Genomic DNA, 15,153 nt, shown 5'->3' with positions numbered 1-15,153 from the left:
TGTGGCACTAAACCTAATACGGGATCAGCGTGATATAGTTCCGCAGATGGAAGGGCGATGATGACCGAACCTCGCGCCGAATGGTTCCAAAAAGCAAAATCATGGGCCGGCGCCATCAAGCGGGATGTCTTCGCGCTCTGGATCGCAGCGCGTGATCCCCGCGTACCGTGGCTTGCGAAACTTACGGCCCGATGTGTCGCGGCCTATGCACTGTCGCCAATCGACCTGATCCCCGATTTCATTCCGATGTTCGGCTATCTCGATGACTTCATTTTGGTGCCGCTCGGCCTCATGCTGGCCGTGCGACTCGTAACTGAGCGGCTCATGGCGGAGTTTGGCGCGACGGCGGCAGATCGCGAGGGTCGACCTCTGAAATTGTCATGTGTCGAGCACTCAGGGGCTTCAAACATCGGCACTCAGACCGCTCCAGCAAAGGTGCCAACGGGACGCTGCTTACTCTCAAGTAACCGGCGCGATCGCTTCAGCGACAGCGATCTGCTGCGCGAGGTCTTGGAAATCACGGTCAAGCGCTGCATGGCGGAGGGCTGGTCGGAGGCGAGGGGTTTGCCGTCGATGCCAGCCTGATCAAGGCCGACGTCCTATCACTGGAATGGCATGCCCAGCAAGGAGCGCGCCTTGCGCCGCCAGCGCCGGAACATCCCACGAAGATCCTGACACACGCTGAACATTCGTTGACGAAGGCGCCTCGGTCGGCGTCATCGTGACCACGCATCGATCGGTTGAGCGGCCGACCTGGGACTGGACCGCCCATCTTCACGCTGGTCGCTTTGGCTATGGCATCCGCTTTCAAGCGCCCGTCGACGGCCAGGGGCATGGTCGCGACGCGGCGATGTGGGCCTTCCGCGTGTCTTGGGATGTCCTGCGCACTGCGATTAATGATGAAAGCTGGCGGCATCGTCACACCATTGGTCCTAGTTGAATGCTCGAAACGACCACTGCCAGGGGTACTACCCGGAACCGGGCGCCTCAGAGCTGATTGAATCTGCCACGGAGGCAGCAATGTCGGTCGACATAAATGCTGAGAACCATGCCGACCTGACGACGACTTGGCTCATTACGACCTGGCGGCATTACGAAGAGGCTTTGAAGCGCATTGCCGATCTGGCAGGCTGCCTGGAAGACACTCCGGAGGAACTCGAGTTGATGGAGCTGGAGCTGGAGGTCGCAGTATGGGAAACCAAACGGCATCAAATGAAGGTGGTGTTTCCGACGGATTGAGGCGGAGGTCATTTGTCAATCTCACGCGACCCCTTTCATAACGGTCGCGCCACCGCTGGCGGCCTGACCCTCGCCAGCGGTGGCTAGTCCGCTGATGGACCAAAGTCAGGTCCGCCGCAGCAATGCGCAATTAGGGCTGATCTGCACCCCGGCAAGATCGGAGCGGCCTGGGTTTCGGCTTCGACGGCGGTGACGTTCGCAGCTGCAGTTTGAATTTCATCGGGGGTTGGCAGCGAGGGTCATGCTTTCCATAATACGCCGTCACAACGAGGCTCCCGATGGACGAAGAGTTGCGCCGATATCTAGTCGGCCTCGGTGCAGCGCAAGTCACGCTATTCGGCATGCTGGTCGATCATCTCGACAGACGGGGCCTTCTTTCCCGAGACGAATTTGCCGCTGAATTAAAAGAAGTCGTCCGCATGTCGACCGAGCATTCCGACGTAGTACGGCTCGTTGACATGGACATTATCGCCAAGACGATCGACTGGTTTGAATTGCGCAAGCAATCATAGCTCTGCGACACCACGCCATGGAAGAACCAAATCACCCCTCGCGTCTCGTCTTCATCGCATGGGTCATCGCGGTCGCGGCGATGGTGACAGTGCTGATCCTGTATGGCGTGAGATCGACAAACTCACGAAAAAGGTCCGCACTGCCAGGGGGACGAGCGTGCGGACCTGAGTTCAGTTTGGGCATCTGGTTTGGTCCAGAGAATCATAGATGACAGCAGAAATCTTTCCAATTTCTTACCGCTTATCATRCGCACGGGGGCGAAYGCCGAACCCTRTTGCGCGGCCGAAAAAATCGAGTTTTTATCCCCGCCGTCTTTAAGCGCAGGGGCGAAAATGCCAGATCGAACCTATCCGGAAGCGCCAYCCATCAAGGTTACCTCGGCCGAAGAATTTGCGCAGCTCGTCGAGCGGATCAAAGTCCTGCGATTGCGAGATCGAGACCCGGCTGAAGATCGGGAACTGTTCGAGTGCGAACAGGCGGCCAGCATCTATCTTGGCGAGACCGCCGCTTCCAAGAGCACCTCCGACCATGATCGCGATCCTTCTGTCTGGTGATCCACTAGGGGTGCCGCGCAGCGCGAGGGAACCGGGCCCGCCGCCCATGGTTGAACTTGATCGAGGAATGCACCATGCCTGACATCAATATCGAGCTTCGAACCGTCGCCGAATATGAAGCCGCGAAATCGCTCATCCAGAGACTGGCTGGCTCGACGGAAGAAACGCCCGAGGGAAAGCGCTTGAAGATGCTCGTCGCCGCCGTCAAAGCCTGGGATTTGAAGCAAGACGCCACGGCGACGCGGGGCTGATTGGTGTCATCTGGGATCGTTGTGCAGATGAAAAAACCATCCATTGATGTGCTTATCCGCTCAGAATTTACCGGTGCGATGATTTCGACAGCGTCTGAGGAATGGAGGCATGAGCTGGAAATTGCGTATCTACTTTCGTTAACTTCGGCGCAGCAAGACCTCGTTCTGGATGGAGATCCATCTGCTGCGGACAATAATGAGCGCAGCATCATGGCGGTGCGTGGACCAGCGGAGGTGGCTTTTTTGCGCCGCGAAATAGAACGCCTCGGCAAGATACGAGCCGATAATCGCAAGTAGCTTGGGATTACAGCCATGGGCAAAAGTTCTGCGGTAAAAGTCGCGGCGCGGGACATCAAACAGATCACCGTCAGCGGCGATGGACTCGCCGTGGCGGAGATTGCCTTCGAACTGGACGGGAGCTCCGACCTGCACGTCACCCTTGCTCCGGAGCTTTTGGCCAAGCTCGAAGCCATGCTGGCACAGGCGAGCATGGAACAGGCCAAAAACAATCCAGTACAGTGAGCAGAATGGCTCTGCGTCCTCGCTGTGCCGCGATACATGCTAGGCCGCGGGCGGCAATCCCGATACGGTTATACGCTTCGGGCCGGCCTCTAGACTGGCGGCCTAAATTTGCCGGCGAAGCCGATCGTAGTCTTGCGGTTATCGCCGGGAAARWTGGTYTTCGCGTTGAGGTAGATCTCGACAGCCGGCCCGATCAGCGGGCCTGTTGGGTCAGTCTGCCATAATCCMGCGATGATATGCGCGAGGCGCTCTCGCGCTCCGGAGGCTGCCAAGGCGTCAACCGGCTCAATCTCGTTTACCGCAAGCCAGGCAGCGTCGAACGCTGCCGCCAGCCGCGCCAGTTGCTCAGGCTCCGCGATAATCGATCGGAACGGCATTTTCCCTTCCGCGTTGCCTCACGAGATCATGCGAAAGGATTTSRACAATGTCGATATCGCTGTGGTTGTGGGGTGCAATTTTGGCCGGAATGCTGGCGTCAATCGCGTGGCTTTCGCGTATCGTATAGGGCAGGAGGTTAAGGTCAGCTCGCAGTAGGCCTCCGCGGGTTCTTCGCTGACATTTCGCATGTGATGCGCTGCAGCCGACGATTTGGGGGTCGTTCCCTTGATCTTTGTAGGTCTGTATGATCGATGCCGTCACCGTCAGTCCGCTGCGCCAGCGGCTGAAGCTGGCAGCGCTCATCCCAAACCGCTCCGAGGCCCCTCGATGCCGCACGCCCGCCGCCGCGAACGGTTGGCCGGTCAGCGGGCCGAAGACCGGCCCATTGCTTATGACGAAGTCCTGATTCGCTCGTTCTCTGAGCCGTCAAGCCGCTCAGAGACTTGTTGACATGGCACGATGATCGGCCGTTGATTGAGGCTCATTTATCGCGACCGCTGCGGCGTACGTTGAGCTTGTCGAGCAGTCGCATCGCAAGCTCGATGTTCGCCGGCACAGCTTCACGTTGATCCGCTTGTGCGGCGATAGCACAACCGATTGCACCGCATCTCTTTGTGATCCGTCGGAATGACCGGCTTCCTTGGAGGCTATCGGTGCTTCACGGGTCGAGTTTGATGCCTGCAGCTTTGACGATCTCGCCCCAGCGCTCGAAATCCGCCTGGATATAGGCGGCAAAACCGGCACGATCGAGCGTCGAGATCAGGCCGCCCTGCTGTTCCAGCGTGGCGTGCGCCGCCGGTGTCGCCAGCGCACCCGCCAGCGCCTCGTGTAGACGCATGAGCAGCGGCTCCGGCGTGCCCTTCGGCGAGAGCAGGCCGTACCAGGTCTCGGACAGAAAATCGACGCCGGCCTCGCGCATCGTCGGCAGGTACGGCAGGATGGCAAGTCGCTGTGCCGCGGTCACGGCGAGCGCCCTCAGCGTACCGGCCTGGATCTGCGAGAGGAAAGCCGGCGCATCGGCCAACATGAACTGGATACGGCCGCCGAGTAGATCGCTCAGCGCCGGCGCCGCGCCACGATACGGCAGATGCGTGACCTGCACGCTGGTCTTCAGGCGAAACAGCTCGCCGGCGAGATGCAGCGAAGAGCCGACGCCGGCTGAGCCGTAGATCAGGTCGCCGGGCTTGGCCTTGGCGCGGTCGACAAGCTCGGCGACACTGCCGACTTTGAGATCGGGCGAGACGACGAGGATCTGCGGCGTTGTCATCGCCAGGCCAACTGGCGCGAAATCGCGTAAGGGATCGTATTTGAGGCTCGGCATCATATGCGGCAGGATCGTCATGGAGCCGGTACTGATCATGCCGACGACCTGACCATCGGGCGCAGCCGCTGCGACCGCCGCCGCTCCGATCGTGCCGCCGGCCCCGGCGCGATTGTCGATCACGATCGTCTGGCCGAGGCTTTTCTCCATCGTCTCCTTGACGATCCGCGCGACGAGATCAGCAGGACCGCCGGCCGGGAAGGGCACGATCATCGTCATGGTCCGGCCGCGCCCGGCCTGCTGCCCCAACGCCGGGGAGCAGGCAAGGGCTGCAGCGGACGAGACAACAAATTTTCGACGATTCATCATGTCCCGCTCTCCCTGCGCTCTTGTTTTGATCGTTGGTGCGGAAGTCGTTGAAATTATCCGCACCGCCGTGCTTGCGAGTGTGTCACCGCAGCGGAGGGGCGTATTGCAGCCCGCCATTGGACCAGAGGTTGTTCAGGCCGCGGGGCACCGCGAGCACCGTTTTCGGCCCGAAATGCGCGTCGTAGGATTCGCCGTAATTGCCGACATGCTTGACGATCCGGTAGGCCCAGTCCTTGCTCAGGCCGAGGCCCTCGCCGAGGTTGCCGTCGACGCCGAGGAAGCGTCTGATTTCCGGGCTGGCCGATTTCAGCATCTCGTCGGCATTCTGGCGGGTAATGCCGAGCTCCTCGGCATTGACCATGGCGAAATGCGCCCATTTCACCAGATCCGACCATGGCTCGTCGCCCTTGCGGGTGGCAGGCCCCAGCGGCTCCTTCGAGATGATCTCCGGCAGCACGACGAAGCCGGCCGGATCGGCGAGCTTCAGCCGATAGGCGAAGAGCGCCGACGCGTCGGTCGAAAACACGTCGCAACGGCCGGATTCGAAGGCCTTGATCGCCTCGTCGCCGGCGTTGAAGGCGACCGGCTCGTATTTGATGCCGTTGGCGCGGAAGTAGTCGGCGAGGTTGAGTTCGCTGGTGCTGCCGGTCTGGACGCAGACGGAGGCGCCGCCAAGCTGCTTCGCCGAGGCGACGTTGAGCGCCTTGCGGACAAGCAGGCCCTGGCCGTCATAGTAGTTGATCGCCCCGAAATCGAGACCGACGGTGGTCTCGCGCGACAGCGTCCAGGTCGTCTGCCGCGACAGGATGTCGATCTGCTTGGATGATAGCGCCGCGAAACGGTCCTTCGGGTTGAGCGGCGTGAAATTGACCTTGCCCGGATCATTGAACACCGCCGCCGCCACCGCGCGGCAGATGTCGACGTCGAGCCCGTTCCACTTGCCCTGCGCGTCCGGCAGGGAAAAGCCCGGCACGCCGGGGCTGACGCCGCAATTGACCGAGCCGCGCGCCTTGGTTTCGTCGAGCGTGCCCGCGCCGGCGGTCAGGGCCGGCAAGGTTGCGGCAAGCACTACGGCCGCCATCCTGATCCGCAGTGTCGTTCCGGTCTTGAGTGTCGATCTGGTCTTGAGTTGCGATCTGGTCTCGAGTTGCGATCTCATGGCGTTCTCCCATTTTTTTCGTTGAAGTGTCTCGCGATCGCGGCCTGAAGCAGTCCGATGATCGCCTGTCGCGTTTCGAGCGTGACGCTGGCGTAATGCGGTTGGAGCACCACGGTCTCGAATGCGAGCAAGGCCGGATCGAAGTTCGGCTCGCTGGCGAAGACGTCGAGCCCGGCGCCGGCGACGCGTTTTTCACGCAACGCCGCGATCAAGGCCGGCTCATCGACGACCGAACCGCGCGCGATGTTGATCAGGATGCCGTCGGGTCCGAGCGCATCCAGCACCGTCGCGTCGACGAGGTTTTGCGTCGCGGGCCCGCCGGGACAGGTCAGGACGAGGAAGTCGGACTGCCGGGCGAGCTCGGCGACGTCCGCGACATACGGGTAGGGTGCCCCCGGCTTCTGGCGCGGCCCGGAATAGCGCACGCTCATGCCGATGCCGGCGGCCTGTTGCGCCACCGTCTCGCCGATGCGTCCGAGCCCGACGATGCCGCAGCTCTTGCCAGAGACGCGGCGCGACGGGACCATGCGTTCCGGCCCCCAGCGCCCGGCGCGCATGAACTGGTCGGCGCGGACGATGTTGCGCGAGACGGCGTAGATCAGCGCGATGGCGAGATCGGCGGTGTCCTGCGTCAGGACGTCCGGCGTATTCGCCACCGTGATCCCGCGCGCCTTGGCCGCGTTGAGATCGATCTTGTCGAGCCCGACGCCCTGGCAGGCGATCAGCTTCAGATCGGGCAAAGCGTCCATCAGCGCCGCGTCGGCGCCGGCCATGCTGGTGGTCAGAGCCACGCTGAAGCCGGGCTTTCGCGGCCAGGAGCCGTCGGCGGCATGGGGGTGGTCGATCAGGCTGTAGTCGCGCGCAAGCGCGTCGCGAAGATCGGCCGGAACCGGCGCGACGACGAGGATTTCGCGAGCGGTATCGGTCATCGCGAATCTCCACCGGCTGCTGCTTCCCGGGCACGGCGCAGCCCATCGAGGATCGCCGGCATCGCCTTCTCCGCTCCGTCCTGCAGCGTGTCGTAGAGGCTGTTGCCATGGGCATCGATCGCGACCGTCAGAGGACCGAGCTGCTCTACTCTGAGCTTCACGATCCGGTAATGCGAGATCATGTCATTCCAGCTCACCGAGACGACCTCCCGGATCGCCTCCGAGAGCACGGTGCAGCCGCCGCCGAGAAACGACAGATAGACGCAGCCTGTCTCCTTCATCGCCTGGGCGCAGGCTGAGTCGAGGCCGCCCTTGCCGCCGACGGCGCGCAAGCCGAATTCGCGGATCAGCATCGGCATATAGGGGTTGAAGCGCGTGCTCGTGGTCGGGTTGAGGTAGAGCACGTCGAAGACGCCCTCCTCCTCGGTGTTGTAGCTGCCGAGATGGAAGAAGCCCGCATTCGTCAGATCGGTGGGCAGGGGCGTGCCGTCCGCCAGGCACTTCATGATGCGCTGATGCGTCGGCAGCCCGGCGGTCATGACGATCTCGCCGTCGAGATAGACCATGTCGCCGAGCGAAAGCTTGCGGATGTCGGCTTCCTCGACCGGGAAGGTCAGCGTGTAGGTCTGGCCCATGGCGCGCCTATTCGTAGAAGCTGACGGAGCCGTCGGCCCCGATGCGGGCGCCCATGCGGCGGTTGATCCAGCAGTTGAAGCAGACCGCGACCGGCACGAAGCCGTGGCTCGCGGCATAGCCGACATGGACGGCGAGCGCCGTGGTGTCGCCGCCGGTGCCCATCGGGCCGAAGCCGGTGGCGTTGACGGCCGTCGTCAGCCGCGCCTCCATGGCCTTCAGGATCGGCTCCGAATTGACCGACCCGAGCGGGCGGAGCGTCGCCTCCTTGGCGAGCTTGGCGGCATAGTCGAAGGTGCCGCCGATGCCGACACCGATGATCACCGGTGGGCAATGCTGCGAACCGGCCTTCATCACGCATTGCATGACATAGGCCTCGATCTGCTCCAGCGAGGGAAAGCTGAAGATCTCGAGCGCCGCCCAGCGGCCGGAGCCCAGCGCCTTGGGCGAGCACATGATGTCGATATGGTCGACGCCGGGGATCATGTCGAAGGTCGTGATCGGCATCTCCTTGCCCTTGTAGCCGCGCTCCAGCGTCAGCGGGTTGGTGACATGCTTCAGGATCGGCGGTTTGATCGTCGCGACGAGATGGTCGAAGCCATCCGAGATCGCCTGTTTGATATCGAAGCCGAGCGGAGCATTGGCCCCGAGCTTGACGAAATAGACCGGGATGCCGGCATCGGAGCAGACCAGATGGTCCCTCTCCTCGGATTTCTCGGCGCTGCGCAGCATGAAGGCGAGCGTCTTCTTCGAGACCTCTTTGGTCTCGACTTCATAGGCGCGGCGCAGCGCGTCCTTGGTGTCCTCGGGCACCTTCTTCAAAGCGCGCTCGTAGAGCTGCGCCGCAACGGATTTCACCAGCTCATAGGTCACACCCGATCCCGACGGGCCCAGCGCGGCCGGGATGCGTGAGATGGGCTTGAGTGCGGTCATCGTCATGATCTGAACACCGGCTTGCGTTTCTCGGCGAAGGCGCTTTGAGCCTCCTTGGTATCGTCGCTGCTGGCCAACGCGACCGTCTGCGACTGCTCGAAGCGGTAGCCACCGTGCAGCGGCATATCCTCGGTGACGTTGAAGGAGCGCTTGGCTGCCCGCACGGCCGAAGGGCTCTTTTCGGCGATCTCGCGGGCGATGCCGAGCGCGGTTTGCATCAGCGCATCGCCCGGCACGCTGGCCGAGACGACGCCCATGCGCAGCAGCTCCGGCCCGGCGATGCGGCGCGCCGTATAGATCAGCAGCCGCGCGTCCGATTCCCGGAAAAACCTACGGACATGACGCACCCCGCCGGCGAGCCCGACATTGACCTCGGTCATGGCCAGATAAGCTTCATCTGCCGCGACCAGGATGTCGCAGCACAGCGCCAGCACGCAGCCAGCCCCGATCGCCGCGCCGTTGATCGCGCAGATCACCGGCTTCTCGCATTCCATCACCGCGTTGAACGCTTCACGCACGACGCGGTTATGGCTCGGATAGGCGCCGGGATTGTCGGCCAGGCCGGGCCGCTCCTTCAGATCGGCGCCGGCCGAGAAAGTCTTGCCCGCCCCGGTCAGGACGACGGCGCGGACATCGGTGCGATCGGTCAGCATGTCGAAAATCGACATGATCTCCTCGCGGAAGCGGCGGTTCTGTGCGTTGACCGGCGGCCGGTTGATGGTGACGACGGCGACGAAATCGGCGACCGTCACGTCGAAGCACTCCCAGGATGTCTGCATCGTCATTCTCCCGCCGCGGGCACGGCATCGACGCTGGCCGCCTGCGCCGACTTTGCTGGGGGCAGCTCGGTTAGGCCGTCGCCGGTGACCGGTTGCAGCGGAAGCTCGCCCCCGTCCGGCAGGGGGATTTCGTGGACGTTCAGCGTCATCGAGACCATGGTGTAGTAGCCGACCAGTGCCGTCAGCTCGACGACGCCCCGGTCGCCCCAGCGCTGCCTGACCGCCGCGTAGTCGGCATCCGCCACCGTTCCTGTGAGCTGGAGCTGGCGGGCGAATTCGTAGATTTCCGTCTGCTCGGCATCGGGCAAAACCGGCGGGCGGCCTAGCCGCAACGCCTCGATCGTGCTCGCATCGAGGCCAGCCACCAGCGCGGCGTCGCCATGGATCTGGAACTCGACCTGGCTGTTCCAGCGCCGCGCCGTCACCAGGATGGCGAGCTCCTTCAACGCGGGCGGCAGGCAGATGTCGTAGCGCAGATACTCGCCCAGCCGCGACCAGCGCCGCGCCAGGTCCGGGCTGTGGATGATCGCCCGCAACGGGCCGACGAGCCGGCCGCGCGGCCCGGCGACGACCTCGTCATGGACCGAAAGCTGGTCCTGCGTCATCTCGGCGGCGGTGGGGAGCGGAATGCGCGGCATCGACCTGTCCTGAAGCATCAGCTCTGTGGGGGCTCGAGCCCGAGCTCGCGCAGGATCTCGGCGGTGTGCTGACCGAGAAGCGGCGGGGGCCGGTCGAAGGAAAGAGGCGCCTCGCGGAAATTCAGCGGGCTGACGACCTGCGGCACGGTGCCGCCCGTCGGGTGGGGTAGCTCGCGCAGCATGCCGCGATGCCTGATCTGCGGGTCGTCGAAGACCTCCGGGATATTGTTGATCGGGCTGCAGGGCACGCCGGCCGCATCGAGCCCCGCGGTCAGATCGTCGCGCGACCAGATTGCGAAGGCCTCGCGCAGCAGCGGATCGAGCAGCGAATGGTTGTGGACGCGCTGCGGGTTCGTTCTGAACCGCTCGTCGCTCGCCCAGTCGGGATGGCCCAGCAGCTGCGCCAGCTTCTCGAACTGGCCGTCATTGCCGACCGCGAGCACGATATGGCCATCGGCGCAGGGGAAGATGTCCTGCGGCTGGATGTTGGGGTGGCGGTTGCCATTGCGTTTGGGTGTGTTCCCGGAGACCAGCCAGTTCATCGCCTGGTTGGATAGGAAGGCGGCCTGCACATCGAGCATGGCAAGGTCGATATAGTCGCCCTTCCCGGTCTCGGCGCGGCGGGCAATAGCCGCCAGAACGCCGACCGCGGCGTACATCCCCGTCATGATGTCGACGATTGGCACGCCGACCTTCTGCGGACCTGCGCCGGGCATGCCGTCGCGCTCGCCGGTCACGCTCATCAGCCCGCCCATCGCCTGGATCGCGAAATCATAAGCCGCCGACTGGGCGCGCGGCCCGTCCTGGCCGTAGCCGGTGATCGAGGCGTAGATCAGGCGTGGGTTGAGCGCCTTCAGCGCGGCGTAATCGAGCCCGTATTTGGCCAGCGCGCCGACCTTGTAGTTTTCCAGCACGATGTCGCTCGTCCGCGCGAGCGCGCGGATAACGTCCTGGCCCTCTGGCGTCGCGATATCGAGCGTGATCGAGCGCTTGCCGCGATTGACCGACAGATAGTAGCCAGCTTCGCTCGTCGGCTTGCCGTCGAGATCCTTCAGATAGGGCGGCCCCCAGGAACGGGTGTCGTCGCCGGCGCCCGGGCGCTCGACCTTGATCACGTCGGCCCCGAGATCGGCGAGAATCTGGCTCGCCCAGGGCCCGGCCATGATGCGGCCGAGATCGAGCACGCGGACATGGCTGAGCGGGCCTTGCCGGGAGGTGGGCGCTTCAGAGGTCATCGACCACCTCGGTGGCGCGCGCGGAGGAGCGGGCACTGAACCCGGCATGCCATTCGGCGAGCCTGGGATGGCCGGCGCGCCAATCGACCGCCGCGAAGCGAAAATCGAGATAGGACAAGGCGACGCCGAGCGCGATCTGCGCGATGCCGAAGGGACGCGCCGCGATCTCGCCGATATCGCGCTCGAATTGCGCCAGCGACGCGTCGAGCTTGACCTGGAAGGCCGCCATCCACGACGCGGTGCGCGCGGCTTCCGGCTTCTCGCGCTCGTTTCGGTAGAGGATCAGCGTGTCGAGCAGGCCGTTGGCGACGGCGTGGCGGCTCAGTTCGAGCCAGCGCGCGCGCCCCGCCCGCGGAATGATCCGGCCGCCGCCGGCGAGTTCGTCGAAATAGTCGCTGATTACCAACGAATCGTAGAGCATCGTGCCGTCGGCCAGCACCAGCGTCGGAATCTTGCTCAGCGGATTGACCGGGAGCAGCGCCGGATTGGGCGTCGTCATCGCCACGACGGTGCGGACGCAAACCAGCCGCTCGACCAGTCCAAGCTCATACGCCGCGATCATGACCTTGCGGACGAAGGGCGAGCGCGGCGACCAGTGCAACGTCATCCATTCCGTCGCGTCGTTGGTCTGCACCCTGTCCTCCCCAAAATTACTCTATCAACTAGTCTTATGTCCTTTTAGGAGACGTGGGCGACCTTGTCCAGAGCGGCACCCTCCCCTCACCCGGCAGGAGCGCCGAAGGCCTCGTTGAACTTGACGTCGATCCGCACGACATCGCCGCGATAGATGCCGGCTGCGACCAGGATCAGCGTGCCGGCGGCATCGACAGCCGAGCGATCGACGAAGGCGACCGGCGCGTTCAGCGCCAGGTTGAGATGGCCGGCGATCTCGACATCGGCCGTGCCGATCGTCAGCGTCTGCCGGACTTCCGAGATCGTCACACCCGGCAGGCTTGCGACCAGATTGAGCGCGGTCAACTCCGCCAGGTTGCGCTTGCTGACCATCGGCCAGAGCCGCTCGTCGAGATACACGTCGGCAAGCAGGAAGGCCTGGCCGTCGCGCCAGTGCCGACGCCGGAACTGGCGATAGGACGGCGCCGGCGCGCCCGGCATGTCCTTCAGCGAGGGCGGCATGCGGTCGGTCTCGACCGACAGAATCTCGATCGTCGCGCCGGGACGCGAGCGCAGCAGCCCCGACCAGTCGGTCTGGACCTCGCACCAGAGGCGCTTGTCGGCACGGTGGCGCACGAAAGTGCCCTTCGCGCGGTAGCGCTCGATCAGTCCGTCGGCCTCGATCTGATCGAGCGCCTGACGGATTGTGGCGCGCGCCACGCCGTATTCGGACGCGAGATCATCGACCGTCGGGATCTGCGCGCCGGCGGCCCAGATCCCGGTCTCGATTCGGCGGCGAAACAGCGTCGCGAGCTGGATGTAGCGTGAGACCGTGCTCTGGTTCAGGTCGATGGCATGGGGCGGCCTCGTCTCCGGACCCGGCTTCGACTGCGGTGTCTTGAATGCCACTAGCTGCGCTCCAGAAACGCTGCGACGACGGAATTGAAGGCGGCGGGCTTCTCGAGATTGGGCAGGTGCCCGGCATCGGCGATCTCGACGAAGCGCGCGTCCGGCATGACCGCGCTCATCGCATTCATGGTCACCGGCATCGCGCCGTCGCGCGCGCCGGCCACCAACAAGGTGGGCTGGCTCATGCCGGCGAGGCTGCCGGAGATGTCGTAGCCCTGCAGCGCCTGCGCGCACGCGATGTAACCTTCGAGGCGGGTTCCCCGCATCATCGTCAGCGCGCGATCCAGATCGGCATGCTCCGCACCGAGGAACTCCGGACCGAACCAGCGCGGCAGCGTCGCCTGCACGACCGCCTCCATGCCCTTTTCGCGGGCGTAGTCGATGCGTTCCTGCCAGGTCTCGCGGCCGCCGGCGGCCGTCTTGGCCTGTCCATCCGAAGCGATCACGCGACGCACCAGCGCCGGGTGCGCGGCTGCGAGGCCCAGCGCGGTCGCGGCCCCCATCGAGACGCCGGCGACCACCGCATCGCGAACGCCGAACGCCTCGCACAGCCCGTGCAGATCCTTCACCAGAAGGTCGAGCGTCACCGGTTCCGTTCCGACAGCACTGCCGCCATGGCCGCGTTGATCGTAGCGTATGATACGAAAGCCATCTGAGAACGCCGCGACCTGCGCGTCCCAGAGCGAGAAATCGGTCAGGAGCGAATTGCTCAGCACGAGCCAGGGCGCGCCCTCACGCCCGTCGAGGCGGCAGCGCAGATCGACGCCGTCGAGAGTGATGGTTCGGTCTTGCCCGGGCTGCATCCGCGATCATCTCCAGTGCTGCGCGATCGCGGCAGGCCGAATCGACAGCCATTCGCCTCGGCAAAAGGCCAGTTAATCTAGGATATAGGGTTTTAGACTTGGCAAATGCAACACGCCCGAAGCGGTTGCCGCACCCTGAAAGATCATATATCCAGCCTTTCATACTATAGCAGGGGAGCGAATGGTGAGCGTGGACTGGGACGGGACGTTCGCGCGGCGTATCGGAGCGCTGAAGCCCTCGGCGATCCGGGCCATGGCGAAACATGTCGGGCAACCGGGCGTGATCTCCTTCGCGGCGGGCTCTCCCAATGCCGACCTCTTTCCGGTGGATGCCATCGCCAAGGCCGTCGCGGAGATCCTGGCCGATCCCGGCCTCGCGCGGCAGGCGCTGCAATATGGCGCCTCCGAAGGCTACGCCCCGCTCAGACAGCTTATCGCCGGATCGCTGTCTCGCCATGGCGCCGAGGTCCCCGCCGCGGACGTCATCGTCACCAGCGGCTCGCAGCAGGCGCTCGAATTCATCGGCAAGACCTTCATCGATGCCAGCGACCGCATTATCGTCACCCGGCCGACCTATTCCGGTGCGCTCCAGGCCTTCGGCCTGTTCGAACCGGAATTCGCGAATGTCGACCTGACGGACGACGGGATCGACCTCGCCCGGCTCGAAGCAGAGCTCCGCAAAGGCGCGAAATTCTTCTATCTCATGCCCGATCACGGCAACCCGTCTGCATCGTCGATCACACTGGCGCAAAGGCTGGAGATCCTGCGTCTCGCACGGCACTATCGCGTGCCGGTGATCGAAGATCAGGCCTATGACCAGTTGCAGCTCGAGGGCGAGGCCCTGCCCACGATGCTCGCGCTCGATCGCGCGGACGGGCAAGGCGAACCGGTGGTGCTCTATCTCGGCACCTTCTCGAAGTCGCTGACGCCCGGGCTCCGCGTCGGCTGGATCGTCGCGCCCGGCGCTGTGCATGCCAAGCTGGTCTCGGTAAAGCAGGCCTCGGACCTGAATTCCGGCGTGCTCAACCAAATCGTCGTCGACCGCGTCGCGCGGGAGATCATGGACAGCCATGCGCCAGTCCTGCGCGCCGGCTACCGGCTGCGCCGCGACGCCATGCTGGAGGCCCTCGCCCGGCACATGCCCGAAGGCGTGAGCTGGGTCAGCCCGCAAGGCGGCATGTTCGTCTGGCTGACGCTCCCGTCGGAGATGGACGCTTCCTTGATGCAGCAGGTCGCCTTCGAGCAGGCCAAGATCATCTTCGTGCCGGGCCATGCCTTCCATGCCGACGGGTCGGGCGCCAACACGCTGCGGCTGTCCTATTCGATCGCCGGCACGACCGAGATCGCCGAGGGCATCCAGCGTCTGGCGGACGTGATCGCCGGTTTTCGCAAACAGGGCTGACGCAGGCTGGCACCATCTCCGACAGTATGATTGA

19 protein-coding genes and 2 pseudogenes are annotated in these 15,153 nt (G+C 64.1%); 9 read left to right on the top strand and 12 right to left on the bottom strand.

Going from position 1 to position 15,153, the window contains the following annotated elements:
* Positions 1–60: 60 nt before the first annotated feature.
* The 8 genes and pseudogenes from AC1DZY_RS25290 to AC1DZY_RS25255 form a co-directional block, all read left to right on the top strand.
* A pseudogene (locus AC1DZY_RS25290) lies at positions 61–369 on the top strand (YkvA family protein); the annotation flags it as partial.
* 90 nt (positions 370–459) lie between these two features.
* Positions 460–596: pseudogene (locus AC1DZY_RS25285) on the top strand (IS5/IS1182 family transposase); the annotation flags it as partial.
* 424 nt (positions 597–1,020) lie between these two features.
* Positions 1,021–1,239 (top strand): hypothetical protein, encoded by a 219-nt coding sequence (locus AC1DZY_RS25280; protein ID WP_476822912.1) that lies wholly within the window; start codon positions 1,021–1,023, stop codon positions 1,237–1,239.
* 278 nt (positions 1,240–1,517) lie between these two features.
* Positions 1,518–1,751: a hypothetical protein gene (locus AC1DZY_RS25275; RefSeq protein ID WP_476822911.1), complete on the top strand. Its 234-nt coding sequence runs from the start codon at positions 1,518–1,520 to the stop codon at positions 1,749–1,751.
* Positions 1,752–2,084: 333 nt separating this feature from the next.
* Positions 2,085–2,306 carry a hypothetical protein gene (locus AC1DZY_RS25270; RefSeq protein ID WP_476822910.1) on the top strand — a complete coding sequence of 74 codons (222 nt, stop codon included), beginning with the start codon at positions 2,085–2,087 and terminating at the stop codon, positions 2,304–2,306.
* 74 nt (positions 2,307–2,380) lie between these two features.
* Positions 2,381–2,557, top strand: coding sequence for a hypothetical protein (locus AC1DZY_RS25265; protein WP_476822909.1), 177 nt, complete (start codon positions 2,381–2,383; stop codon positions 2,555–2,557).
* 27 nt (positions 2,558–2,584) lie between these two features.
* A complete protein-coding gene (locus AC1DZY_RS25260; protein ID WP_476822908.1) occupies positions 2,585–2,854 on the top strand; it encodes a DUF7696 family protein in 270 nt (89 codons plus the stop codon).
* A 15-nt stretch (positions 2,855–2,869) separates the two neighbouring features.
* Positions 2,870–3,079 (top strand): hypothetical protein, encoded by a 210-nt coding sequence (locus AC1DZY_RS25255; protein WP_476822907.1) that lies wholly within the window; start codon positions 2,870–2,872, stop codon positions 3,077–3,079.
* 345 nt (positions 3,080–3,424) lie between these two features.
* Here AC1DZY_RS25255 and AC1DZY_RS25250 read toward each other — a convergent pair whose 3' ends face one another.
* The 12 genes from AC1DZY_RS25250 to AC1DZY_RS25195 all read right to left on the bottom strand — a co-directional run bounded on the left by AC1DZY_RS25250 (position 3,425) and on the right by AC1DZY_RS25195 (position 13,717).
* Positions 3,425–3,760 carry a hypothetical protein gene (locus AC1DZY_RS25250; RefSeq protein WP_476822906.1) on the bottom strand — a complete coding sequence of 112 codons (336 nt, stop codon included), beginning with the start codon at positions 3,758–3,760 and terminating at the stop codon, positions 3,425–3,427.
* Positions 3,761–4,115: 355 nt separating this feature from the next.
* Complete coding sequence (locus tag AC1DZY_RS25245) at positions 4,116–4,997, bottom strand: Bug family tripartite tricarboxylate transporter substrate binding protein (protein WP_476822905.1); 882 nt, start codon at positions 4,995–4,997, stop codon at positions 4,116–4,118.
* Between the two features lie 172 nt (positions 4,998–5,169).
* Positions 5,170–6,168: an amino acid ABC transporter substrate-binding protein gene (locus AC1DZY_RS25240; RefSeq protein WP_476822930.1), complete on the bottom strand. Its 999-nt coding sequence runs from the start codon at positions 6,166–6,168 to the stop codon at positions 5,170–5,172.
* 74 nt (positions 6,169–6,242) lie between these two features.
* Positions 6,243–7,175: a 2-hydroxyacid dehydrogenase gene (locus AC1DZY_RS25235; protein WP_476822904.1), complete on the bottom strand. Its 933-nt coding sequence runs from the start codon at positions 7,173–7,175 to the stop codon at positions 6,243–6,245.
* On the bottom strand, positions 7,172–7,810 hold the full coding sequence (locus AC1DZY_RS25230) for a fumarate hydratase C-terminal domain-containing protein (protein WP_476822903.1): 639 nt from the start codon (positions 7,808–7,810) through the stop codon (positions 7,172–7,174). Before AC1DZY_RS25230 ends, AC1DZY_RS25235 begins: the two co-directional genes overlap by 4 nt.
* A gap of 7 nt (positions 7,811–7,817) precedes the next feature.
* A complete protein-coding gene (locus tag AC1DZY_RS25225) occupies positions 7,818–8,747 on the bottom strand; it encodes a fumarate hydratase (protein WP_476822902.1) in 930 nt (309 codons plus the stop codon).
* A complete protein-coding gene (locus AC1DZY_RS25220; RefSeq protein ID WP_476822901.1) occupies positions 8,744–9,520 on the bottom strand; it encodes an enoyl-CoA hydratase/isomerase family protein in 777 nt (258 codons plus the stop codon). The genes AC1DZY_RS25225 and AC1DZY_RS25220 overlap by 4 nt, the downstream gene beginning before the upstream one ends.
* Positions 9,521–9,522: 2 nt before the next feature.
* Positions 9,523–10,158: a carboxymuconolactone decarboxylase family protein gene (locus tag AC1DZY_RS25215; protein ID WP_476822900.1), complete on the bottom strand. Its 636-nt coding sequence runs from the start codon at positions 10,156–10,158 to the stop codon at positions 9,523–9,525.
* Between the two features lie 17 nt (positions 10,159–10,175).
* On the bottom strand, positions 10,176–11,393 hold the full coding sequence (locus AC1DZY_RS25210; RefSeq protein ID WP_476822899.1) for a CaiB/BaiF CoA transferase family protein: 1,218 nt from the start codon (positions 11,391–11,393) through the stop codon (positions 10,176–10,178).
* On the bottom strand, positions 11,383–12,027 hold the full coding sequence (locus AC1DZY_RS25205) for a glutathione S-transferase family protein (RefSeq protein WP_476822898.1): 645 nt from the start codon (positions 12,025–12,027) through the stop codon (positions 11,383–11,385). The genes AC1DZY_RS25210 and AC1DZY_RS25205 overlap by 11 nt, the downstream gene beginning before the upstream one ends.
* Positions 12,028–12,113: 86 nt before the next feature.
* Positions 12,114–12,914, bottom strand: coding sequence for a GntR family transcriptional regulator (locus tag AC1DZY_RS25200; RefSeq protein WP_476822897.1), 801 nt, complete (start codon positions 12,912–12,914; stop codon positions 12,114–12,116).
* Complete coding sequence (locus AC1DZY_RS25195) at positions 12,914–13,717, bottom strand: alpha/beta fold hydrolase (protein ID WP_476822896.1); 804 nt, start codon at positions 13,715–13,717, stop codon at positions 12,914–12,916. Before AC1DZY_RS25195 ends, AC1DZY_RS25200 begins: the two co-directional genes overlap by 1 nt.
* Positions 13,718–13,898: 181 nt before the next feature.
* Here AC1DZY_RS25195 and AC1DZY_RS25190 point away from each other — a divergent pair, with 181 nt between their 5' ends.
* Positions 13,899–15,119: an aminotransferase-like domain-containing protein gene (locus AC1DZY_RS25190; RefSeq protein ID WP_476822895.1), complete on the top strand. Its 1,221-nt coding sequence runs from the start codon at positions 13,899–13,901 to the stop codon at positions 15,117–15,119.
* The last annotated feature ends 34 nt before the right edge of the window (positions 15,120–15,153 follow it).

This window comes from Allobosea sp. P2_A10 (genome assembly GCF_056405115.1).
Note: the sequence above shows the minus strand (reverse complement) of the source record. Positions and strands in the feature narration are given on the sequence as shown.